22 protein-coding genes are annotated in these 21,646 nt (G+C 74.5%); 14 read left to right on the top strand and 8 right to left on the bottom strand.

What is annotated here, in order from left to right:
* Nucleotides 1-65 precede the first annotated feature (65 nt).
* Genes WCD74_RS01040 through WCD74_RS01030 form a run of 3 tightly spaced genes read right to left on the bottom strand, consistent with a single transcriptional unit; the run spans nucleotide 66 to nucleotide 4,329 of the window.
* Nucleotides 66-1,109, bottom strand: a complete 1,044-nt coding sequence (locus tag WCD74_RS01040) for an acyl-CoA dehydrogenase family protein (protein ID WP_337692952.1) — start codon at nucleotides 1,107-1,109, stop codon at nucleotides 66-68.
* Nucleotides 1,106-2,242, bottom strand: coding sequence for an acyl-CoA dehydrogenase family protein (locus WCD74_RS01035; RefSeq protein WP_337692951.1), 1,137 nt, complete (start codon nucleotides 2,240-2,242; stop codon nucleotides 1,106-1,108). The genes WCD74_RS01040 and WCD74_RS01035 overlap by 4 nt, the downstream gene beginning before the upstream one ends.
* Nucleotides 2,239-4,329, bottom strand: a complete 2,091-nt coding sequence (locus WCD74_RS01030; protein WP_337692950.1) for an acetate--CoA ligase family protein — start codon at nucleotides 4,327-4,329, stop codon at nucleotides 2,239-2,241. The genes WCD74_RS01035 and WCD74_RS01030 overlap by 4 nt, the downstream gene beginning before the upstream one ends.
* A 72-nt stretch (nucleotides 4,330-4,401) precedes the next feature.
* Between WCD74_RS01030 and WCD74_RS01025 the strand changes: the two genes are divergently transcribed.
* The 8 genes from WCD74_RS01025 to WCD74_RS00980 all read left to right on the top strand — a co-directional run bounded on the left by WCD74_RS01025 (nucleotide 4,402) and on the right by WCD74_RS00980 (nucleotide 12,162).
* The gene (locus WCD74_RS01025; protein ID WP_337692949.1) at nucleotides 4,402-5,082 is read left to right on the top strand and encodes a GntR family transcriptional regulator; all 681 of its coding nucleotides are present in this window, start codon (nucleotides 4,402-4,404) and stop codon (nucleotides 5,080-5,082) included.
* Nucleotides 5,083-5,181: 99 nt separating this feature from the next.
* Nucleotides 5,182-6,468: an MFS transporter gene (locus tag WCD74_RS01020; protein WP_337692948.1), complete on the top strand. Its 1,287-nt coding sequence runs from the start codon at nucleotides 5,182-5,184 to the stop codon at nucleotides 6,466-6,468.
* 23 nt (nucleotides 6,469-6,491) lie between these two features.
* Nucleotides 6,492-8,183 (top strand): UGSC family (seleno)protein, encoded by a 1,692-nt coding sequence (locus WCD74_RS01010; protein ID WP_444876338.1) that lies wholly within the window; start codon nucleotides 6,492-6,494, stop codon nucleotides 8,181-8,183.
* Nucleotides 8,180-9,028, top strand: coding sequence for an NAD(P)/FAD-dependent oxidoreductase (locus tag WCD74_RS01005; RefSeq protein ID WP_337692945.1), 849 nt, complete (start codon nucleotides 8,180-8,182; stop codon nucleotides 9,026-9,028). Before WCD74_RS01010 ends, WCD74_RS01005 begins: the two co-directional genes overlap by 4 nt.
* A gap of 3 nt (nucleotides 9,029-9,031) precedes the next feature.
* Nucleotides 9,032-9,559 (top strand): UGSC family (seleno)protein, encoded by a 528-nt coding sequence (locus WCD74_RS30025; protein ID WP_444876335.1) that lies wholly within the window; start codon nucleotides 9,032-9,034, stop codon nucleotides 9,557-9,559.
* Complete coding sequence (locus tag WCD74_RS00990; RefSeq protein ID WP_337692942.1) at nucleotides 9,556-10,566, top strand: hypothetical protein; 1,011 nt, start codon at nucleotides 9,556-9,558, stop codon at nucleotides 10,564-10,566. The genes WCD74_RS30025 and WCD74_RS00990 overlap by 4 nt, the downstream gene beginning before the upstream one ends.
* Complete coding sequence (locus WCD74_RS00985; protein WP_337692941.1) at nucleotides 10,563-11,381, top strand: hypothetical protein; 819 nt, start codon at nucleotides 10,563-10,565, stop codon at nucleotides 11,379-11,381. The genes WCD74_RS00990 and WCD74_RS00985 overlap by 4 nt, the downstream gene beginning before the upstream one ends.
* A 25-nt stretch (nucleotides 11,382-11,406) precedes the next feature.
* On the top strand, nucleotides 11,407-12,162 hold the full coding sequence (locus WCD74_RS00980; protein WP_337692940.1) for a hypothetical protein: 756 nt from the start codon (nucleotides 11,407-11,409) through the stop codon (nucleotides 12,160-12,162).
* A 262-nt stretch (nucleotides 12,163-12,424) separates the two neighbouring features.
* On the opposite strand, the gene WCD74_RS00975 is transcribed toward WCD74_RS00980, so the two are convergent.
* Nucleotides 12,425-12,973 carry a putative immunity protein gene (locus WCD74_RS00975; protein WP_373696017.1) on the bottom strand — a complete coding sequence of 183 codons (549 nt, stop codon included), beginning with the start codon at nucleotides 12,971-12,973 and terminating at the stop codon, nucleotides 12,425-12,427.
* Between the two features lie 107 nt (nucleotides 12,974-13,080).
* On the opposite strand from WCD74_RS00975, the gene WCD74_RS00970 reads away from it, so the two are divergent.
* The 3 genes from WCD74_RS00970 (at nucleotide 13,081) to WCD74_RS00960 (ending at nucleotide 14,743) form a co-directional block, all read left to right on the top strand.
* The gene (locus tag WCD74_RS00970; protein ID WP_373696016.1) at nucleotides 13,081-13,605 is read left to right on the top strand and encodes an NADPH-dependent FMN reductase; all 525 of its coding nucleotides are present in this window, start codon (nucleotides 13,081-13,083) and stop codon (nucleotides 13,603-13,605) included.
* A gap of 33 nt (nucleotides 13,606-13,638) precedes the next feature.
* Nucleotides 13,639-13,827: a DUF4177 domain-containing protein gene (locus tag WCD74_RS00965; protein ID WP_337692938.1), complete on the top strand. Its 189-nt coding sequence runs from the start codon at nucleotides 13,639-13,641 to the stop codon at nucleotides 13,825-13,827.
* A gap of 61 nt (nucleotides 13,828-13,888) precedes the next feature.
* A complete protein-coding gene (locus tag WCD74_RS00960) occupies nucleotides 13,889-14,743 on the top strand; it encodes an SMP-30/gluconolactonase/LRE family protein (RefSeq protein WP_337692937.1) in 855 nt (284 codons plus the stop codon).
* Between the two features lie 3 nt (nucleotides 14,744-14,746).
* Here WCD74_RS00960 and WCD74_RS00955 read toward each other — a convergent pair whose 3' ends face one another.
* The 4 genes from WCD74_RS00955 to WCD74_RS00940 are packed head-to-tail and all read right to left on the bottom strand — an operon-like array spanning nucleotide 14,747 to nucleotide 19,141.
* Nucleotides 14,747-15,541 (bottom strand): IclR family transcriptional regulator, encoded by a 795-nt coding sequence (locus WCD74_RS00955; protein WP_337692936.1) that lies wholly within the window; start codon nucleotides 15,539-15,541, stop codon nucleotides 14,747-14,749.
* A gap of 10 nt (nucleotides 15,542-15,551) precedes the next feature.
* Nucleotides 15,552-16,904, bottom strand: a complete 1,353-nt coding sequence (gene allB / locus WCD74_RS00950; RefSeq protein WP_337692935.1) for an allantoinase AllB — start codon at nucleotides 16,902-16,904, stop codon at nucleotides 15,552-15,554.
* On the bottom strand, nucleotides 16,901-17,632 hold the full coding sequence (locus WCD74_RS00945; protein ID WP_337692934.1) for an aspartate/glutamate racemase family protein: 732 nt from the start codon (nucleotides 17,630-17,632) through the stop codon (nucleotides 16,901-16,903). Before WCD74_RS00945 ends, allB begins: the two co-directional genes overlap by 4 nt.
* Before the next feature lie 3 nt (nucleotides 17,633-17,635).
* Complete coding sequence (locus WCD74_RS00940) at nucleotides 17,636-19,141, bottom strand: NCS1 family nucleobase:cation symporter-1 (RefSeq protein WP_337692933.1); 1,506 nt, start codon at nucleotides 19,139-19,141, stop codon at nucleotides 17,636-17,638.
* A 384-nt stretch (nucleotides 19,142-19,525) separates the two neighbouring features.
* Here WCD74_RS00940 and WCD74_RS00935 point away from each other — a divergent pair, with 384 nt between their 5' ends.
* Genes WCD74_RS00935 through WCD74_RS00925 form a run of 3 tightly spaced genes read left to right on the top strand, consistent with a single transcriptional unit; the run spans nucleotide 19,526 to nucleotide 21,639 of the window.
* The gene (locus WCD74_RS00935) at nucleotides 19,526-19,930 is read left to right on the top strand and encodes an allophanate hydrolase-related protein (protein ID WP_337692932.1); all 405 of its coding nucleotides are present in this window, start codon (nucleotides 19,526-19,528) and stop codon (nucleotides 19,928-19,930) included.
* A 9-nt stretch (nucleotides 19,931-19,939) separates the two neighbouring features.
* Nucleotides 19,940-20,761: a hydroxypyruvate isomerase family protein gene (locus tag WCD74_RS00930; RefSeq protein ID WP_337692931.1), complete on the top strand. Its 822-nt coding sequence runs from the start codon at nucleotides 19,940-19,942 to the stop codon at nucleotides 20,759-20,761.
* Nucleotides 20,758-21,639 (top strand): 2-hydroxy-3-oxopropionate reductase, encoded by an 882-nt coding sequence (locus WCD74_RS00925; protein ID WP_337692930.1) that lies wholly within the window; start codon nucleotides 20,758-20,760, stop codon nucleotides 21,637-21,639. The genes WCD74_RS00930 and WCD74_RS00925 overlap by 4 nt, the downstream gene beginning before the upstream one ends.
* The last annotated feature ends 7 nt before the right edge of the window (nucleotides 21,640-21,646 follow it).

Below are 21,646 nucleotides of genomic sequence, written 5' to 3'. Positions count from 1 at the left end.
TCGTTGTCGGTCCCCGCCACGGTGCCGCAGATGTAGCGGAACCGAGGTCTGGGCGTCCGGAATCACTACGTCTGCGCGGTGACGAGGCCCCGCGAGACGGTGGGCCAGAAGGCGTCCGCGCCACCGGCCGCTACGAGGTGCCCCAGCTCGGTGGCCCAGGCCGCGCCGCCGCCCCACTCGTCCCGCCAGGACCACAGGCGGCGGGTGAGGACGCCGAGGCCGAACTCGCGGGTCATACCCATGGCGCCGGTCGCCTGGTGGGCCGCGGTGGCGATTAGCCCGGCGGCGTCGGCGGCGACCGAGAAGGCGGCGGCCACGTCGAGCGCCGCCGGTTCGCCTTCCTCGCCGGCACCGGCGGCGGCGGAGCGGGCGGCCATGGTCGCGAGCTCCGTCTGCTCGGCGATCTGCACCAGGTGCGCGGCGACGGCGGGGAACTTCGAGACCGGCCGGCCGAACTGCTCGCGCTCGCCCGTGTAGCGCACCGTCAGGTCCAGCACCGCCCGGGCGGCGCCCGCGATCAGCGCGGCCCGCGACAACGCTCCGCGGCGCCGCAACTCCTCCACCGCGTCCGGCGACACCGGAGCCGCGGCCGTAGGACGCACGCCCGTCAGGTCCACGTGGTCGCGGGGCTCTCCGGCGAGGTTGCGGCCCGGCGTCACCACACCGGAACCGGGCGACACCACCACGGCCGACCCGTCCACGACCACGGCCAGTGAGGCGGACACCGCCCACGGCACGCCTGAGACGGCGCCGCTCAAGACCTCGCCGTCGAAGGAGAGCCCGGGCGCCGCCACCGTCGTCACCGGCCCGTCCGGCACCGACAACCCGGCCGCGGCAAGCAGACGTCCCGCGAGCAGCCCCGTCTCCGCCACCGGCACCGGCGCGGCGGCGGCACCACACGCCTCGAGCACCGCGCACGCCTGCGCCACCGACCCGCCGGAGCCGCCCGCGGACTCGGGCACGGCCACCGTCGCGAACCCGCCGTCGTGCAGCGCCGACCACACCGCAGGCGCCCACCCGTCGCGCTCGGCCTCCTCCAGCGCGGCCGGCGTGCACGGCCCGCGGAGCACGTCGGTGACCGCGTCGCGCAGTTCGGTCGTCTCGCTCATCGGGCCGCTCCCCGGGTCAGGGCCTTGGCGGCGATCCCGCGCAGGACCTCGGTCGTGCCGCCGCGCAACGTCCAGCTCGGTGCGTTCATGATGCACTCGGCGAGCAGCCGGCCGAACATCGAGCCCTCCGGGTCGACCTCCAGCGCGGCGATCTCGCGGATGGTCTCCACGGTCTGCTGCTCGAAGATCGTGCCGACGTCCTTGACCAGCGCTGCCTCGGTCGCCGGGGCCTCGCCCTCGTCGAGCGACCGGGCCACCGCGAGCGAGAGCTGCCGGATCGACCACAGCCGCGCCGCGATGCGCCCGAAGGCCGCGGCCGACCCGTCGTCGGGAACGCCGTGCTCGTCGAGGTAGGCGCGCAGCAGGCCGATCACCGAGCAGTACCGGTCGGGCCCGGAACGCTCGTGGGCGAGCTCGGCCGTGACCTGCGTCCAGCCCTCGCCGATCTCGCCGAGGACGCGCTCGTCGGGGACGTACACGCCGTCGAGGACCACCTCGTTGACGTGCAGCTCGCCGTCGATCAGCGGGATCGGCGAGACGGTGACGCCGGGGGAGGACAGGTCGACGATGAGCTGGGAGAGGCCGGCGTGGCGGTCGTCGGCGGTGGAGGTCCGGCACAGGACGACGAAGAAGTGGTTGAGGTGGGCGTTCGTCGTCCAGACCTTGGTGCCGCTGACCCGCCAGCCGTCGCCGTCACGGACCGCGGTGGTGCGCACGGACGCGAGGTCCGACCCGGCGTCGGGCTCGCTCATGCCCAGGGAGAAGTAGCACTCGCCGGCGGCGATGCGGGGGAGGAACCAGCGCCGCTGCTCCTCGGTGCCGAACCGCAGCAGCGCGGGCGCCGTCTGGCGCTCGGCGATCCAGTGGGCCGTGATCGGGGCGCCCGCGGCGAGGAGCTCCTCGACGACGACGAAGCGTTCGACGGTGGTCGCACTCGCCCCGCCGTACTCCTCGGGGATCGACATCCCCACCCAGCCCTGAGCGGCGAGGGCGCGGCTGAACTCGGGGTCGTGCCGACCGCCGAGGCCCAGGCCGGGACGGAAGTCGGTCGGCAGGGTCTTCGCGAGCCACGCGCGGACCTCGTGGCGCAGCGCGTCCTCGGCCGCGGACAGCGGGGTGGGGGAGAAGATCACGGGCGGTCCTCCGGGTGGGCGAGCAGGACGTCGACCGCGACGGCTCCGGCGGTCCCGACGACGAGCGGGTTGACCTCGAGCAGCGTCGACGCGCGGCTGATCCGCACGATCGCGTCGACGGCCGCCTCGACGTCGGCGGGTGGCGCGCCCCGGTGGCCGTCGAGCAGCGGGCGGCAGCGCAGGGCGGCGAGCATTCCCCGGGCAGTGGCGGGGGACACGGGCGCGAGGGCGTGCGCGAGGTCGCGGTGCAGCTCGGTCTCGGTGCCGCCGCGCCCGACCGTCAGCACCGGCGGCCAGCCGTCCCGCCCGCCGTCGACCGAGACCAGCAGCTCCACGCCGGGCCGCACCATCTCCTGCACCAGGACAGCCTGCACCCCGGAGACGGTCCTGAGCAGGTCGGCGGCCTCGCGCTCGGCGTCCGCGGCGAGCACGCCGAGCCGAACGGCCCCCGCCTCGGTCTTGTGCTCCAGGCCGGGCGCGACCGCCTTCAAGACGGCGGTACCTCCGACGGCGTCGACGGCGGCCGGAGCGTCGGCGGCCCGGGCGACCCGCACCGACCGCGGCACCGGGACCCCGAGCGCCTCGAGTGCGGCCCACCCGTCGTCAGCCGGCAGCCGTGGGCCACCGCTGACACTCGACGTGCGCCGTGTGCCACCGCTGACATCCGGCGGAGCGGGCTCGGCGGGTGCGGCCGGTCGGGGTGCGACGGCCGCGAGGACCCGGGTGGCGACCGCGAGCGAGGAGAACACCGGGATGCCTGCGTCGCGGAGCACCCCGCGGCCCGCGACGGTCGCGTCCTCGCCGGCCATCCACACGACGGCGAGCGGGGGAGCGCCGGGCGGGGCGGCGGCGACGGTCTCGGCGAGGTCGACGGCGAGCGCGTGCGCGGTGTCGCCCACGAGCATCGTCAGGATGACCAGCACGGCGTCGACGGACGGGTCGGAGCGCACCAGCGCGCACACCTCGCCGAACGCGCCGCCCCCCTCGTTGAACAGCTGCGCCGTGACGTCGACCGGGTTCGCCACCGCCCCGAACGCCGGGATCCGCAGCGCCAGCTTCTCGCGGGTCTCCTCGGCGAGCTCGTCGACGGCGAGGTCGAGGTCGGCGCAGCGGTCGGCGGCGAGGATCCCGGCGCCGCCGGAGCTGGTGACCGCCGCGACCCGCCGTCCCGACGGCCGGGCCTGGCTCCGCAGCAGCGTGGCCGCCGCCAGCAGTTCCTCGACGTCGTCGACGAGCACCACGCCGTGCTCGCGGGAGACGAGGTCGAAGGCGGCGGTGTCGGGCAGCATCGCGCCGGTGTGCGAGAGCGCGGCGCGGCGCCCGCCGTCGGTGCGGCCGCTGCGCAGCACGACGAGCGCGATCCCGGCGGTGCGGGCCTCGGTGGCGAGCCGGACATAGTCGTCGGGGCGGGGGAGGGCCTCGAGGTAGACCGCGAGCACGAGGACGTCCGGGTCATCCAGAAGGACCCGGCCGACCTCGGTGACGTCGACGTCGGCCTGGTTGCCGGTGCTGACCCAGGCGGAGAGGTCGAGCCCGCGGGAGGCCGCGACGTCGAGCACGGCCCCGCCGATGGCGCCGCTCTGCCCGACGTAGGCGATCCCGCTGCTGCCCTCCAACGGCCGCTCGCCGGCGGCGGTGAAGGTGGCGAAGAGCCGGCTCGCCGCGACGTAGAGCCCCTGACAGTTGGGGCCGAGGACGCGCACGCCGACCCGGCGGGCGGCTGCCGCGAGCTCGGTCTGGAGCTGAACGCCCTCCTCGCCGACCTCCGCGAACCCCGAGGCGAACACGACGACGGCGGCCGCCCCGATTGCGCCCGCCTCCTCCACCGTGGCCACCGCGCGCTCGGCGGGGACGAGGGCGAGGACGAGGTCGACCGGCCCGGGAACGTCGGCCAGGGTGCGGTAGCAGGGCAGCCCGCCGAGCTCGTCGTACCGCGGGTTGACCGGGAGCACGCGCCCGGTGAACCCGCGGTCGCGCAGCCAGTGCAGTGGGCGGGCCATCGGGTTGCCCTCGCGGCCGCTCGCTCCGACCAGGGCCACGGACCCCGGGTGCAGGACCCGCTGCCAGTCGCTCGGCGCTCGCTCCACCCCGGCACCGTAGGCAGACGACGGGTCACTGGACAACGTTTCGTATCCGATCCGGATCGCTACGCTGGAGCGATGTCCGAGGTCGCCGCGGAGCCGGCACGACGGGTCACGAGCGTCGCCCGCGTGGTGGACGAGATCCGGGCGATGCTGCGGAGCCGGGAGCTGGTGCCGGGCCAGCAGGTCCGCCAGGAGTCGCTCGCGGCGCGCCTCGGGGTCAGCCGCATCCCCGTCCGTGAGGCGCTGAAGTCCCTCGAGACCGAGGGCGTCATGCGCCACGAGCCGCACGTCGGCTACACCGTCGCCCGGCTGTCGGCCGACGAGCTCGCGCAGGTCTACCTGATGCGCCGGGCCCTGGAGACCGAGGTGCTGCGAGCGCTCCCGAAACTCACATCCGCCCAGCTCGGCGAGCTGACCACGCTCAACGAGGCCATCGTCGCCGACGTCGAGGCCACCGACGTCGCCGCGATCGTCGCCGGCAACCGGGCGTTCCACTTCGCGATGTTCGGCTACTCCGGGCTCGACCTCGTGGTCGCCGAGATCGGCCGCCTCTGGATGCGCAGCGAGCCGTACCGGACGGTCCACCTCTACGACGCGCAGGGGCGGAAGCGGGTGGTCCGCGAGCACCGCCGGATGATCACCGCGCTGCGTCGGGGCGACAACGAGGCGGTCGTCGAGCTGATGAACGCCCACCGCGACGTCACGGTCAGCGACCTGCACGCCGCCCTGGGGCTGCCGACTCTCCGGCCGACGTAAGACGGGATTGCATCCAATGCTGTGACCCACCTAACCTCGCCTCCCGGGTGAGGACGCCGTGCCGACGCGGCGCCCCGCTCTCCCGACGGGAGGCGGAGCATGACCACGGAGCAGCCACTGGGGACGGCCGACCCCACCGCCGCCCCGCCCGAGTACACCCCCGGCGAACGTCGGCGGATCCTCGGCGCGGCCTGCCTGGGCTGGGGCATGGAGTACTTCGACTTCATGCTCCCGACGCTGCTCGCGCCGCTGATCATGGCCCACTTCGGCGTCTCGGCCGGGGTGTTCAGCGTGGCGATCGTCGGGCAGCTGATCGGTTCCGCGGTCGGCGGGCTGGTCTTCGGCTGGCTCGGTGACCGCTACGGGCGCCGCCGCACGCTGATCTGGTCGATCCTCATCTACTCGATCGCCACCGGCCTGGTGTTCTTCGCGCCGAACTTCGCGGTGTTCGTCGTCCTGCGCATCCTCACCGGCGTCGGAACCGGCGGCGAGTGGGCGGTCGGGTTCGCCTGGCTGAACGAGGCCTGGTCGCCGAAGCGGCGCGGGCTCGGTGGCGGGCTGGTGCAGTCGTCGCTGTGGCCGGCCTACGCGCTGGCGATCCTGGTGTCGCAGCTCGTCCCGGACTGGCGCTACGCCTTCCTCATCGGCGTGCTCCCCGCGCTGGGCTGCGTGTGGATCCGGTACGCGTGCCGGGAGTCGCGGCAGTGGGAGGAGCTGCAGCATCGCAAGGCCACGGGGCAGCTCTCCGCCGACCTCGCCCGCACCGCCGGACGCTCGCCGTGGCGTCAGCTCGTCGCCCGCGACGCCCTGCCGTTCGTCGGGCTCGGCCTGCTGGTCGCGTTCGGCGGCCAGTGGGTGCCCTACACGGCGACCACCTGGATGCCGTCGTTCCTCAAGGCCGACCTCGGGTTCTCGACGAACGCCGCGAGCACCGTCCTCTACGTCGCCTCCGCGATCTCCTTCGTCGGCTTCATCCTCGCCGGCTGGTTGTCCGACCTCCTCGGACGACGCCGGGTCTTCGTCGCCTTCGCAGGGCTGCAGACGGTCGTGTTCGCGGTGATGCTGTTCCTCGCCGTCGAGGGCAGCGGCCTGTCGAACTTCGTGTGGCTCTACCTGCTCTCCAGCCTGTTCCTCGGCTACTTCGGCATCTTCGGGGTCTGGTTCGGCGAGCTGTTCCCCACGCGCATCCGGTCGCTCGGCTCGGCGGCGGCCTACAACATCGGCCGCGGTTTCTCCGGGATCGGCACGCTCATCGGTGGCATCGTCGCCACCACGTCCGGCTACGGCATCGCGGTCGGGATCGCGGTGGTCGGCGCCGCGATCGTCACGGTTGCGGCCGTCTTCCTGCGCGACCGGTCCGGTCGCGTCATCACGGCGGAGGAGTAGACGTGGAACCGACCTACGAGGCGATGTGGCCGCTCGGGCCGAAGGTGGCCGACGACGTCGCGGAGCAGGAGCGCCCCGACCGCCTCGCCGGCGTGCGGGTGGCCTACCTGTGGGACGAGCTCTTCCGCGGCCCGGAGATGTTCGAGGTCATCTCGGACGTCGCCCGCGAGCGCCACGGCGACGTCGAGTTCGTCGGCTGGGAGGAGTTCGGCAACTTCCACGCCTCCGCCGCCGAGGAACGCAAGGTCCTGGACGCCCTGCCGGAGCTGCTGCGCTCCCACCGCGTCGACCTCGTCGTCGCCGCGGTGGGTGCTTGAGGCTCGTGCATGCCTGCCGTGATGCGGGCAGCGGCCACCGCCGAGCGCGCCGGGGTCCCGGCCGTCGCCATCGGCGGCGCGGGGTTCGAGGGCATGGGACGCGCGATCGGGCGGTCCCTGGGCGTGCCCCACGTCCCGATCGTCAGCTACCCCGGCGTGATCCTCGCCGACGACACCCCCACGTTCCGGACGAAGATGCGGGACCAGGTGGCCCCGGCGGTGGTCGACGCGCTCGTGGCCGGGTCGGCATCGACGGCCGAGACCCTTCCCGACGCTCTTCCCGATGGCCTGCCGTCCCCGACCGACGTCGTCGTCCGCGGCGACCTCGACGCGGTCACCGAGCACTTCGAGGCCCGCGGCTGGACCGACGGCCTGCCGATCGTCCCGCCCACCCCGGAGCGCGTGGCCGCCTTCCTCGCCCACACCCGCCGCGACCCCGACGAGGTCCTCGGCGTCCTCGCCCCCGACCAGCGGCAGGCCACCGTGCGCAGCGTCGCCGTCAACGGGGTCCTGGCCGGGTGCCGCCCGGAGCACCTGCCGGTGCTGCTCGCGATCGCGGAGTGCCTGGCCGACCCGGTCTTCCGGGTCCAGGACGCCGGGTCCACGCCGGGGTGGGAGCCGTTGGTGGTGCTCTCCGGACCCGTCGTCGGGACCCTGGACTTCAACAGCGGCACCGGCGCGCTGCGCGTGGGACGGCGGGCGAACACCGCCGTCGGGCGCTTCACCCGGCTCTACCTGCGCAACGTCGCGGGGCTGCGCATCCCGCCGGAGCACACCGACCAGGGCGCGATCGCGGGGTCGTTCCACGTCGCGCTGGCCGAGAACGACGAGGCGGTGGCGCGGCTGGGCTGGCCGCCGTTCCGGGAGGACCGGGGGTTCGGCGCCGCCGACTCCGTCGTCACCGTCCAGAGCGTCGTCACCGTGAGCGCGCCGATCTACTCCGGCGGCGAGACCGCCCGCGACCACCTCGACGCGCTGACCCGCGGCATGGCCGACGCGATCGGGCCGTGGGCCTACACCGGGCTGGAGTTCGGGGCGTTCCACCCGCTGCTCGTCGTCGGGCCAGCCGTCGCCGCGGCGCTGGCCCGGGGCGGCGTCGACAAGGACGCGATCCGCGCCCACCTCGGCGAGCACCTGCTGGTGACGGCGTCGGCGCTGCAGACCTGCGCGTGGAACGTCGGCTCGACCAGCTTCGATCTGGACGCGAAGGCGGCGAGCGGCGAGCTCGACGAGCGGTACGCCGGCACCGACCCCGACCGGCTCGTCCCGATGCTGCAGCGGCCCGGCGACCTCGGGATCGTGCTGGCCGGCAACGAGAGCCGCAACCAGTCCCGCGGCTTCGTCCAGAACCACGTCCAGGGCGTGCCCGTCAGCCGCCGGATCGAGGAGCAGACATGACCGAGTCGTGGGACGTCGTCGTGGTCGGCGCCGGGATCGCCGGGCTGACCGCGGCGCGCGTGTGCGCCGAGCAGGGCCTGCGGGTCGTCGCGCACGACATGCTCGCCCCGGGCGGCCGGCTGATCAACCTCGGCGCGGTGCAGGCCTGGCCGGGCGGGACGCCGCAGGGGCCGGAGTTCGCGGGTGCCCTGCTCGAGGAGGTCATGACGGCGGGCGTGGAGATCGCGTACGGCGAGGTCACGGGCCTGACGCCGGGGCGGCCGATCACGGTGGAGACGGGGGAGGGGCCGGTGACCGCGCGGGCGGTGGTCGTCGCGACCGGGCTCGCCGCCGACGAGGGTGCGCTGACGGACACCCGGGACTGGGCCGGTCGCGGACTGTCGGAGTGCGCCTCGTGCGACGGGCCGCTCTACGCGGGGAAGAAGGTCGTCGTGCTCGGCGGCGACGAGTGGTCCGCGGCCGAGGCGCTGGAGCTGGCGGAGGTCGCGGCACACGTGACGGTGGTGGCGGCCCGGACGTCTTGGTCCGCGGCGGCCGAGCGCGCGGTGGGCGCGGCGCCGTCGATCGAGGTCCGCCGCGGTGCGACCGCCACCGGGCTGGAGGGCCCGTCCGCCCTCGCCGCCGTCCACCTCGACGACGGCACCACGATCGAGGCCGCGGGCGTGTTCCTCGCGGCCGCCACCCGCCCCCGCCGGGCCCTCCTCGACGCGGCCGGCGGCGACCCGCACGTGCTGGCCGCGGGCGACGTCGGGCTCCCCGCTCACACCCCCACCCTGCTCGCGGCCGCCGCCGACGGCCGCCGGGCCGGGCTCGCCGTCGTGGACCTGCTGTCTCCGAAGGACTGACCCATGCGCATCGTCAACCCCACCGCGGGCCTCGCGCCCGCCGAGCCGACCGAGCCGAGCGACCCGTCGTCGGGAACGGGGGCGCTGTGCGGGCTCTCGAACTCCAAGCCCGGCGCCACCGTGCTGCTGGAGACGATCGGGCGCCGCCTCATGGACGCCCACGGGCTCGGCCCGATGACGGTCGCGTCCAAGCCGAGCGCCGCGTCCGGTGCCGACCCCGAGCTCCTCGACCACCTCGGCGCGCAGTACCGGCTCGCGGTCGTGGCCATCGGCGATTGAGGCTCGTGCTCGTCGTGGAGTCTCCACGACTCGCTGGAGCTGGAGCGCCGCGGCGTCCGCTCCGTCCTCGTCGTCACCCGCTCGTTCCTGCCGCTGGTGCAGGCGCAGGCGAAGGCGCGCCGGGCCGATCCGCGCCTCGTCGTGATCGACCATCCGATCGGCGGGCTCTCCGAGACCGAGCTCGCGGGCCGGATCGACGCGGCGTTCGACGGCGTCCTCGAGACGTTCCGGGCGATGGAGGTGCTGCCGTGACCGACGTGCTCGACGTGCCCGACGACGTCGACTGGCACGACTGGACCGAGGAGCGCGGCTGGGGCGACGGCCTGCCGACCGTCCCGCCGACCGAGGACCGCGTCGACGCGATGCTCGCCGGCCTCCCCGACGACGCCGCCGACGGCCTGGCGCCGCTGCCCCCGAGCGGGCTGACGCCGACGCTGCGCTCGGTCGCGGCGAACGCGGTGATGGCCGGGTGCGTCCCGGGGATGCTGCCGCTGCTGCTCGCGGCGCTGGAGGGCGTGACGACCGCCGACTACAACCTGCACGGCAGCCTCGCCACGACCCACCCCTGCGCGCCGATGGTCCTCGTCTCCGGGGCCGCGCGGGCGGGGTTCCACGGCGGCGGGAACTGCTTCGGACCGGCGAACCGCCGCAACGCGACCCTCGGACGCGCGCTCTCGCTCGTGCTCCTGCACGTCGGCGGCGCGCAGCCCGGGGTGCTGGACCGCTCCACGCAGGGCTCGCCCGCGAAGTACACGTTCTGCTTCGCGGAGTCCGACGAGAGCCCGTGGCCGGACCTCGCGGCCCGGCGCGATTTCGGTCCCGACGACGGGGTCGTGTCCGTCATGGCCGCCGAGCCCCCGCACAACGTCAACGACCACGGCAGCACCACCGGGCTCGAGCTCCTGACGACGATCGCCGGGACCATGGCCGAGTCCGGCTCCAACAACGTCTACGTCCGCGGCCCGCACCTGCTGGTCCTCGGGCCGGAGCACGCCGCGACGCTGCACCGCGACGGGTGGGACGTCGGGTCGATCCGCGAGCACCTGTGGGCGACGGCCCGCATCCCGGTGGAGCGGATCTCGCCGGGGAACCGGGAGCAGTTCGTCGAGTGGGGCGTGAAGCCCGAGGGCGACGCCTACACCGTGAGCACCGGGCCGGAGCAGCTGCACGTCGTGGTGGCCGGGGGAGCGGGGAAGCACTCGGCGTGGATCCCGTCGTTCGGGGCGACGGAGCTGGTGTCGGTGCGGGTGCGGCGGTGACGTTCTCGCCTTCGCGGGAGGGCACGTCGGTGGAGACGGCGACGGCGGACCTGCTGGCGGACGGCGTCGGCGACGGGCTGCCGGTGGTCCCGCCGACGGTCGAGCGGTGGGAGCGGATGCTCGACGGCGTCGCGGACCCGGACGCCGTCGTCGGGCTGGTGCCGCCGTTGTTCGGTGAGCTCACGGCGCGGGCGGTCGCCGGGTGCTGCGTGCTGGCGGGGTGCCGGCCGGGCGTCGTGCCGCTGGTGCTGACGGCGGCCGTGGCCGCGCTGGAGCCGGAGTTCAACCTGCTCGGGGTGCAGACGACGACCGGGACCGCGGCGGTCGGGATGATCGTCGCCGGACCCGTCGTCGGGACCCTGGGGCTGTCGGACGCCACCGGGATGCTCGGACCGGGCCCGCACGCCAACGGTGTCGTCGGGCGGTCGCTGGCGCTGACCCTGGCGACCGTCGGCGGGGTGCGGGTGGGCGAGACGAGCATGGCGACCACCTCGCAGCCGGCCCGCTACGGGTTCTGCGTGGCGGCGGCCGGCGAGGTCCCCACGGTCACGGTCCTCGCGATCAGCGGGACGGCGGAGGTGGTCCCGCGGGACGACCTCGCGGCCCCCGACGACGTCCTGGCCCCCCTCGCCGAGGCCCTCGGACGGTCGGCGGGCGAGCAGACGCTGGTGATCCCGCCGGAGATCGCCCGCCGGGTCGACGTGGCGCGCGAGCTGGACGCGCGGGTCGTGGTCGCCGGCGGGCCCGGCGTGAAGATGCTGCACCTGCCGGGATGGATGGGCGGTTCGCGCGGGGTGACCCGGACACTGGGGTGAGGCGCGGACGACGGAGGTGACGGGGGTGCTGTCACCGGTCTCGGTCGTCGCGCTGGTCGGCGGGCTCGTGCTGCTCGGCGTCGGGGGCCTGGCGTGGAGCGGGTTCTGGCGGGGCTGGGCGTCGCCGGTGTCGGCGCGGTCGGCGCGGCCGGCGCGGTCGGCGCCGATCACGGTCGTGCCGGGGGTCGGGGTGTTCCTCGTGACCCTCGGCGTCCTGCCCCTGCTCGTCCACCTGCTCGGCAACGTCCTGGTGCTGGTCGGGTTCCTCGCGGCGATCGGGTCGTGGCTGGTCCTGCTGTCCGAGCCGCCGTGGTGGGGCCCGCGGTGGTGGCGGGAGCGGTCGGGTCCGTCGGCGACCTCCGACGTCGAGGAGGTGCTGTGGGCGCGCCGGGTCCCGCCCGAGCGCGACAGCGAGTACCTGGTGCTGAGCGAACGGGCGCCGGCCACCCCGCGGGTGCGGCGCGAGGTGGTGCTGCTCGACCCCGCCCTCGGTCGGCCGACCCTCCACCACGACGACGGCGCCGCCCGCGGGTGGCTGTGCCTCTTCGACGACGAGGTGGTCTTCGCCGCCGACCGCAGTGACGACGCGACCCGGCCCGGCCCGACGATCCGCGTGGTCCCGGCCTCCCGGGGCCTCGAGGTGCGGCGGGAACCGAGCCCGCGGGACGCCCGGCGCTGGACGGTCGTGGTGGCGGGTGCGGACGGGACCCGGTGCCGGTTCGAGGTGGCGCGGGCCCGGGCGCTGGTGGCGATCCTGCAGCGGGCCTACCCGTCGGCGTAGTGCGGGCCGCGCACGGTCGGGGGAGGTCGCCGGTCCCGCGCTGCGCGTTGCGTGCCGCGCACGGCCGGGGGAGGTCGCCCGGCGTCGGCTGCCCGTTGCGTCGCGCAACGCGCGGTCCGGCTCGGCGGCGCCCGTGTGCCGGTCGGCCGGCGCCAGGTCGAGCGGGCGCTCAGCGTCGTGGCGGTGGCCCGCGGACGGCACTGGGCACCCGGTCGCGTCGCAGACCGTTCCAAGATCACCGGAACAACGAGGATCCGGACGCTCACGCCTCGGATCCTCCTCGTTCCGGTGATCTTGGTGAACGTTGACGGAGTACGACGTCGAGCACACGGACGAGCTCGCCGACCCGTCCACCGCCTGCCGGCGCGCGGGGATAGCGGCACAGCACCTCGACGACGACCGGCGTCGCGCGATCCGCCAGCGCGCGCACGTGCGCGTCGCCCACCCCGGGATCGTCGGCGACCAGCTCGAGGGCCCGCGCCGCGTGCGCCGCCGCCCCGAGGATGTGCCTGACCTGCTTCGCCCGCGCCAATGGGTGGAGGTAGGCGGCGCCCGCTGCCGCCACGGCCGCCCGCGCTGCTTCGGAGGCCGCCGGGCGGCCGTCGTCGCGGGCCTCCGTGGCCGCTCGCTGGGCGGCCCACGCCCCGTCGCGGATGGCCTTCGTCCGTCGCCCGCCCTCGGCGAACGCCCGGGCGGCGTCGACCGCCTCCCCGGGGCGGGCCTCGTCGTGGGGGACGATCGGCAGCGCCGTCCGGGCGCAGACGACGGCGAACGCCGTCACCGCCCGGAGCTCGTCCAGGGCGAGTTCCACGGTCGGCACCGTACGGCGAGTGCGACACGGCGCAGGGTTCGCGACACCCGATCCCGCGTGACGTCGCACTCGCGACACCGTCGGATGCGATCCCTACCCTGACCGGTGTGCCGACCGTCCTGCTCGTCTCCGGCAGCACCCGGGCCGGCTCCACGAACACCGCGCTGATCCGCACCGCCGCCGCGATCCGCCCGCTCGAGACCCGCGTCTTCGACCAGCTCGCCGCCCTGCCCGCCTTCAACCCGGACGACGACGTCGAGCCGCTGCCGGCCGCCGTCGCCACCCTGCGGGCCGCCCTGGACCAGGCCGACGCGCTGCTGATTTGCACCCCGGAGTACGCCGGCGCGCTGCCGGGGGCGTTCAAGAACCTGCTGGACTGGACGGTGGGCGGCGCGGAGATGCCGGCGCTGCCGGTCGGGTGGATCAACGCGGCCGGGGTCGCCGCACCGACCGGCGGCGAGGGCGCGCACTCCGAGCTCGCGACCGTGCTCGGGTACGTGCAGGCCCGCGTCGTGGACGAGGCGTGCCGGCGGGTCCCGCTGTCGCGCTCCCAGGTCGGCGAGGACGGGCTGATCGACGACCCGGAGGTCCGCGCGGAGCTCGACCGGGCGATCGACGCGCTGCTGGGTTGACCATGACGCGGCGGCACGGTGTCCGATGGCCCCATGAGCGGCTACGAGTACAAGGTGCTGACCTACAAGCTCGGGTGGAAGGGCTTCAAGTACGACCAGATCGAGCAGGACCTCAACGAGCTCGGCCGGCAGGGGTGGGACACCGTGAGCACCCTCGCGCCGACCTACGGGCAGGGGCAGACGCTCGACGTCGGGATCATCCTCAAGCGCCCCACGGGCTGAGTGTCGATCCCGCGGGGGGTCGTTCGTGGAGATCACGACACCCGCTCCGGAGGAGGACACGATGACCGAGTACCTGCCGACCCCGACGACGCTGCTCGACGGCCTCGCGATGGTCGAGTCCGGCCGCTGGCACGACGACCGGCTGTGGTTCGCCCACTGGGTCGCCGGCGAGGTGATCGCCGCCGACCCGTCGTCGGGAAGGACCGAGGTGGTCGCCCGCGGGCCGGAGCGGATGGGCTGGGCGATCGACTGGCTGCCCGACGGGCGGCTGCTCGTGTCCGGCGACGAGACCACGGTGCACGGTCCCGACGGCTCCTCGGCGCGGTTCTCCGAGCAGGGCGGCAACGAGATCGTCGTCGACCCCCGCGGGCACGTGTACGTCAACGGCGCCGACTTCGACTTCCTCGGCGGGGGCGCCCCCGAGCCCGGCTGGATCCGGCTGCTCGGGCCGGACGGGTCGGTGCGGCAGGTCGCCACCGACATCGACTTCCCGAACGGGATGCTCGTGACGCCGGACGGGTCCACGCTCGTCGTCGCCGAGTCGTTCGCCGGGCGGCTGAGCGCGTTCGACATCGACGACGACGGGTCCCTGTCCCGACGCCGGGTGTGGGCCGAGGGGCTCGGCCCGGACGGGATCTGCGTCGACGCCGAGGGCGGCATCTGGTGCCAGACCGCGGACACGTTCGCCCACGGCGGCAGCGGCCCGGCGGGGGCGGTCGTCCGGGTGCTCGAGGGCGGCGAGATCACGCACCGGGTGGAGACCGACCAGCCGTGCTTTGCGTGCGCCCTCGGCGGACCGGACGGCCGCGACCTCTACCTGCTCTGCAACGACTGGGAGGGCATCGAGGCGGCCTACGCGGTCACCGAGCAGCGCACGGCGCGGGTCCTGGTCACCCGCGCACCGGTGGGCCGCTGACCCTCAGGCCGTCTGCTGGCGCGCCAGCTCGTCGACCAGCACGTCCGCCGTCGCCTGCAGCTGCGGGACGGCGGAGCGCAGCAGCTCGTCGGTCATGCGCGTGGTGGGCCCGGAGATCGACACGGCGGCGGGCAGCGAGCCCCGGAGCGCGACCGCGACACAGCGCACCCCGAGCTCCTGCTCGCCCTCGTCGACCGCGTACCCGTCCTCGCGGACCCGGTCGAGCTCGCGCTCGAAGCTCGGCAGGTCGGTGATCGTGTTGTCGGTGTGCGCGACCAGGTCGGTGTGCCGCAGGATCTCGCGGGTCCGCTCGGCGGGCATCTGGGCCAGCAGCGCCTTCCCGACCGCCGTGCAGTGCGGTGACACCCGCCGCCCGACCTCGGTGAACATCCGCATCGAGTGCCGGCCCGGCGCCTGCGCGACGTAGACGACCTGCGCGCCCTCCATGAGCGCCAGGTTCGCGGTCTCGCCGATCGCGTCGACCAGCTCGGTCAGCCGCGGCATCGCCCACACCCCGACGAGCCGCCCCGCGGTGTCGCCGAGTCGCACCAGCCGCGGCCCGAGGGCGTACTCCCGCGACGACTCCTGGCGCACGTACCCGCGCCCCACCAGCGTGCGCATCAGCCGGTAGATCGTCGGCAGCGGCAGGCCGGAGGTGGCGGCGAGCTGGGAGAGACCGACCGTGCCCCCGGCGTCCGTCATGGCCTCGAGCAGGTCGATGGCGCGCTCCACCGACTGCACGGTGCCGGACCGCGCCGGAGCCGCCTCGCCGCCGTCTTCGGTATCGGCCTTCCGCATGGTGAAAAGGTTACCGGGCGGCACCGACCTCCACCGCCCCGCGCCGCAGCAGTCGCCCGCGGGGCGTCGACTGGTCGATCTCGGTGCCGGCGAGGAACGTCCGGCGGACCGCGCCGGACAGCGCGCGCCCCGCGTACGCCGTCACCGGGTTGCGGTGGTGCAGCCGCGCCGCGTCCACGACGAAGGCCTCGTCGGGGGCGAAGACCGCGAAGTCGGCGTCGTAGCCCAGCGCGATCCGACCCTTGCCCGTGAGCCGCACCAGTTCTGCCGGCCGGGTCGCCATCCAGTCCACGACCTGCGCGAGCGCGATCCCGCGGTGCCGGGCCTCGGTCCAGACCAGCGACAGCCCCAGCTGCAGGGAGGAGATGCCGCCCCACGCCTGCCCGAAGTCGCCGGAGTCGAGGAGCTTGAGCTCGACGGTGCTGGGGGAGTGGTCGGAGACGATGCAGTCGATCGTGCCGTCGACGAGCCCCTGCCACAGCAGCTCGCGGTTGCCGGCCTCGCGGATCGGCGGGCAGCACTTGTGCGTGGTCGCGCCGTCGGGGATCTCCTCCGCGATCAGCGTCAGGTAGTGCGGGCAGGTCTCCGCGGTGATCCGGACGCCGTCGCGGCGCGCGCTCGCGAGCATCGGCAGCACGTCCGACGACGAGACGTGCAGGACGTGTGCCCGCGCCCCGGTCCAGCGGGCCCGCTCGATCACCTCGGCGACCGCCAGGTTCTCCGCGCCCCGCGGGCGGGAGGCCAGGAACGAGGCGTACCGCGCCCCGGACGGCGTCGGCGCGTGGTCGATCGCCCGGGAGTCCTCCGCGTGCACGATCATGACGGCGTCGAGCGTCGCCAGCTCGGCCATGTCGCGTTCCATCTCGTCCGCGTCCAGCGGCGGGAACTCGTCGACCCCGGAGTGCAGCAGGAAGCACTTGAAGCCGAACACGCCCTCGTCGTGCAGGGGGCGCAGGTCGTCGTGGTTGCCCGGGACCGCGCCGCCCCAGAACCCGACGTCGACGAAGGCCTGGTCGGCGGCGACCGCCTGCTTGGTGTGCAGGGCCTCGACGTCCACCGTCGGCGGGATGCTGTTGAGCGGCATGTCGACGATCGTCGTGACCCCGCCGGCCGCGGCGGCCCGGGTCGCGGACGCGAAGCCCTCCCACTCGGTGCGGCCGGGCTCGTTGACGTGCACGTGGGTGTCGACGAGGCCCGGCAGCAGCACCTCGTCGTCGGCGAGCTCCACGACCCGCTCGCCGGCCAGGCCGTTGCCGAGCGGCTCGATGGCGACGACGCGGCCGTCGGTGACGCCGACCTCCCGGGCCGCCTCGCCCGCCGTCGTCAGGATGCGCCGTCCGCGGACGACGAGATCGAAGGTCATGACCGACTCCCTCCCAGGGGCCACCCGGTGATGTGCTTGCGGCGCGGCGACGCGTACGTCCGCACCTTGGACGTGCGCAGCCCGAGGCGCACGAGGGACTCCGTGACCGTGACCGCGGCCGCGACGCCGTCCACCACGGGGACGCCGGTGGCCTCGCGGACGGCGTCGTCGAGCCCGGCCATCCCGCCGCAGCCCAGGCAGATCACCTCGGCGTGGTCGTCGCGCACGGCCGCCTCGGCCTGTTCGACGACGGCGGCGACGGCTCGGTCGGGATCCTCCTCCAGCTCCAGGACGGCGAGCCCGCTGGCGCGGACCGAGGCGCACCGGCGGTCCAGGCCGGCGAGCAGGAGGCGGTCGGCGATCAGCGGGACGGTGCGGTCGAGGGTGGTGACGACGGAGTAGCGGTGCCCCAGGTACATCGCGGTGGCCGCCGCGGCCTCGGTGATGTCGACGACGGGGACCTCGAGCAGCTCCTGCAGGCCCTCCCGGCCGTGCTCGCCGTAGCCCGCCTGGATCACCGCGTCGAACGGCTCGCGGTAGGCGAGGACGCGGTCCATGACGCCGACCGCGGCCAGGTAGCTCTCGACGTTGCCCTCCACCGACTCGGCGCCGAAGGTCGGGGTGAGCCCGACGATCTCGGTGCCGGGGGCGGCGACCGCGCGGGCGGACGCCTCGATGGCGGCGGTGACCGACTCCGTGGTGTTGACGTTGACCACGAGGATCCGCACGGTTCAGTGCTCCCCGGGGGCGACGGCGATGGCCTCGCCGGAGACGTCGTCGTGGGAGCCGCGGCGGCCGGTGGCGACGACGTGGATCGCGGCGGCGATCAGCGCGCCGACGAACCACGAGAACGGGGCGACGGCGTCGAGCGCGGGCACGAACCCGACGGCGACCGCCAGCGCGGCCGCCGGCACGAACGCGCCGACGGCGCGCGGGTTGACGCCGCGGCGGTAGTGGTACGGCCCGGCCGGGTCCTCGGAGTAGAGGGCGGGCACGTCGACGCGGCCCCGGCGCACCAGCCAGTAGTCGGCGACGACGATGCCGAACAGCGGGCCGAGCAGCGCGCCGAGCACGCCCAGGAAGTAGACGATCACGACGGGATTGTCGTAGAGGTTCCAGGGCAGGATGACCAGCCCGATCACCGCGCTCACCACGCCCGCGCTGCGGAAGGTCAGGACCTTCGGCACGAGGTTGGCCAGCGCGTAGGACGGCGCGACGAAGTTCGCCATCAGGTTCACCGCGATCGTCAGGACCAGCAGCGCCGCGGAGGCGAGCACCAGCAGGAGCGTGTCGGGGATCGTGTGCACCACGTCGACCGGACTCTCGATGACCCGCCCGTCGATGCGGAACTGCCCGCCGGCGAGGACCACGGCGATGAGCCCGAAGAACACGATGTTGAGCGGGATGCCCCAGAAGTTGCCGCGCACGATCGCGGAGCGGGTGGGCGCAGAGCGGGTGAAGTCGCAGAAGTTGAGCAGGAACGTGCCGTAGATGGCGACCCACAGGGAGGCGCCGCCGAGGATCTGCACCCACATGGCGCCGCCGGTCAGCGGCTGCGGGACCGACCACGCGATGTCGCCGCCGACGCGTACGAGCATCCAGATCGCCAGCGCGAGCAGCGTGACCAGCACGATCGGCCCCGCGACCGCCTCGTAGCGCCGGATGCCGTCCATGCCGCGGAGCAGGATGCCGACCTGCAGCAACCACAGGGCCACGAAGCAGATCCAGCCCAGCGCCGAGAGCCCCAGGAACGACACCGCCTCCAGCCCCTCGGCCGCGGGCACCAGGGCGATCACCATGACCGACAGGACCTTCGTCGCCAGGTAGGTCTGGATGCCGAACCACGCGATCGCGACGACGCCGCGCACGAGGGCCGGGATCTGGGCGCCGCGGGTGCCGAAACTGATCCGGCTCATGACGGGGAACGGCACGCCGGTGCGGCGGCCCATCTCGCCGGACACGTTGAGCATGACGAACAGCAGCGCGGCGCCGATCGCGAGGGCGAGGACGATCTGCCAGGCCCCCAGCCCGAGCGCGAACAGCCCGAGCACGAAGCCGTAGTTGCCGAGGCTGTGCACGTCGCTGGCCCAGAGCGTGAAGATGTTGTAGCCGCCCCAGCGTCGGCCCTCCGTGCTGGTCGGCGCGAGATCGGCGTTGTACAGCCGGGCGCTGGGCGTCGCCGGAGCGGGCGGGGCTGGGGTCTCGGGCGTCTTTTCGGGCGGGGAGTGGAGCGTCATCGGTCCCTCGATCCACGATGCGGAATAGCAATGTTGCTTCGTGGAACGACCGTATGAGCGCGCTCACAACGGAGTCAAGGGGTCGCGCCGAGTGCTCCATGGCGCAGGTTCTCGAGGCCCGGGACCTGCCTCCTGTGACACTCGGCGCCGGGTGGGTGGCCGCGACATCCGCGCGGCCCGCCCCGGCCGACTTGTCGCGGGCTCCCGCCCTCGTCGGCGCGTCCTGTCGCTGTGAATCCCCACGACAAGGCGGCGGGGAGCCCGCAACTCGCCGCGACAAGGCGGCCGCGGCACTCGACCTCTTGACACCGAGCGCACCCGGCTCTCACTCTGTCTCTCGCAAGGCGAAACAAACTTTTCGCATCGTGGATCACGGAGGTGTTCGTGCCCGCTCTGTTCTGCTCCGGCGACGCGATGCGCGGGGGTCGACTGCACCACAACGTCGAGAAGCACCCGTTCCTCGGGGCCGTCCGCACGGCGCCGAGCTACCGGCTGTTCTCGGTGCGCGACGCGTTCCCCGCGCTGCTGCTGACCGACCGGGGCGACGGCGCCTCCGTCGCCGGCGAGCTCTACGACGTCTCGCTGGAGAGCGTGCGCACCGAGTTCCTCCCCGACGAGCCGCCGGAGCTGGAGCTGACCGTCATCGAGCTCGACGACGGGCGCTCCGTCCTCGCGGTGGGGCTGCGGCCCGGCGTGCTCGAGGGCGCCCCGGCCGGCGAGCTCACCGAGATCACCGCCCACGGCGGGTGGCGCGCCTACCGCGGCCTGCCCGACCCCGACGACGCCTAGGAGACGGACATGGACCTCACGACACCGGCGTCGTGGACCGTCAACTGCTCGATCGTGTTCCCCGACGTGCCCCTGCTCGAGCGCCCCCGCGCCGCGGCCGATGCCGGGTTCGACGCGGTCGAGTTCTGGTGGCCGTTCCCGACCGCCGTCCCCGCCGACCGCGACGTCGACGCCTTCGTCACCGCGATCAAGGACGCCGGCGTGACGTTGTCCGGCCTGAACTTCTTCGCCGGCGACATGCCCGCCGGGGAGCGCGGCGTGCTCTCCGACCCGAAACGCGCGAGCCAGTTCGTCGACAACGTGGACGTCACGGTCGGCATCGGCGCCCAGCTCGGCGCCACCGGCTTCAACGCCCTCTACGGCAACCGCCTCGACGGGGTCGACCCGGCCGAGCAGGACGTGCTCGCCGCCGAGAACCTCGCGATCGCCGGACGGGCGGCGGCAGCCCAGAACGCGGTCGTCCTCGTCGAGCCGGTCAGCGGCACCCCGACCTACCCGCTGCTCACCGCTGCCGACGCCGTCGCCGTCCTGGACCGCGTGCGCGACGACCACGGTGTCGAGGGCCTCCGTCTGCTCCTCGACGTCTACCACCTCGCGGTCAACGGCGACGACGTCGAGGCCGCTATCGACACCCACGCCGGCCGCATCGGCCACGTCCAGATCGCCGACGCCCCTGGCCGCGGCGAACCCGGCACCGGCGAGCTGCCGATCGGCCCCTGGATCGACCGCATCCACGCCACCGGCTACCGCGGACGGATCGGCCTCGAGTACAAGCCCACCGCCGCCGACCCGTTCGCCTGGCTGCCCACCTCCGAGAGGACCCCCGCATGACCACCATCGCGTTCGTCGGCCTCGGGATCATGGGGAGCCCGATGGCCCAGCACCTCGCCCGGGCCGGCCACGACGTCGTCGGGTTCAACCGCACGCCGGAGAAGGCGAAGCCGCTCGTCGACGCGGGCGGGCGCGCGGCCGACTCGGTCGCCGAGGCGGTGCGGGGCGCGGACGTCGTCGCCCTCATGCTGCCGGACTCGCCCGACGTCACCGAGGTGCTCACCGGCGACGACGGCGTCCTCGCCCACGCCGCACCCGGCACGTTGGTCATCGACTTCTCGACGATCCGCCCGGACACGGCCGCCGAGCTGGCCGCACGGGCCGGCGAGCAGAAGATGCGGATGATCGACGCCCCCGTCTCCGGTGGGCAGGCGGGCGCCGAGAACGCCGCGCTGTCGATCATGGTCGGGGGCGCCGACGAGGACGTCGAGCGGGCCAGGCCGCTGCTCGACGTCGTCGGGAAGACCGTCGTGCACGTCGGCCCGAGCGGCGCCGGCCAGACCGTGAAGGCCGCGAACCAGCTGATCGTCGCCGGCAACATCGCCCTGCTCGCCGAGGCCCTGGTGTTCCTGGACGCGCACGGCGCCGACCTGCCGGCCGCGGTCGAGGTGCTCGGCGGCGGTCTCGCCGGGTCCGCGGTGCTGAACCAGAAGGCACCGAAGATGCTCGACGGCGAGTTCGCGCCCGGCTTCCGGATCGACCTGCACCACAAGGACCTCGGGATCGTCACCGCCGCCGCCCGCGAGGCCGGCGTCTCCACCCCGGTCGGCGCGCTCGTCGCCCAGCTCGTGGCCGCCACGCGCGCCGCCGGCGACGGCGGGCTCGACCACTCCGCCCTGTACCGCACGATCGCGCGCCTGTCCGGCCGCGGGAAGTAGAGGAAGC

The sequence above is a fragment of the Actinomycetospora aurantiaca genome (assembly GCF_037401875.1).
Taxonomy (GTDB): Bacteria; Actinomycetota; Actinomycetes; order Mycobacteriales; family Pseudonocardiaceae; genus Actinomycetospora; species Actinomycetospora aurantiaca.
This window is presented reverse-complemented; position numbering and strand designations above follow the sequence as displayed.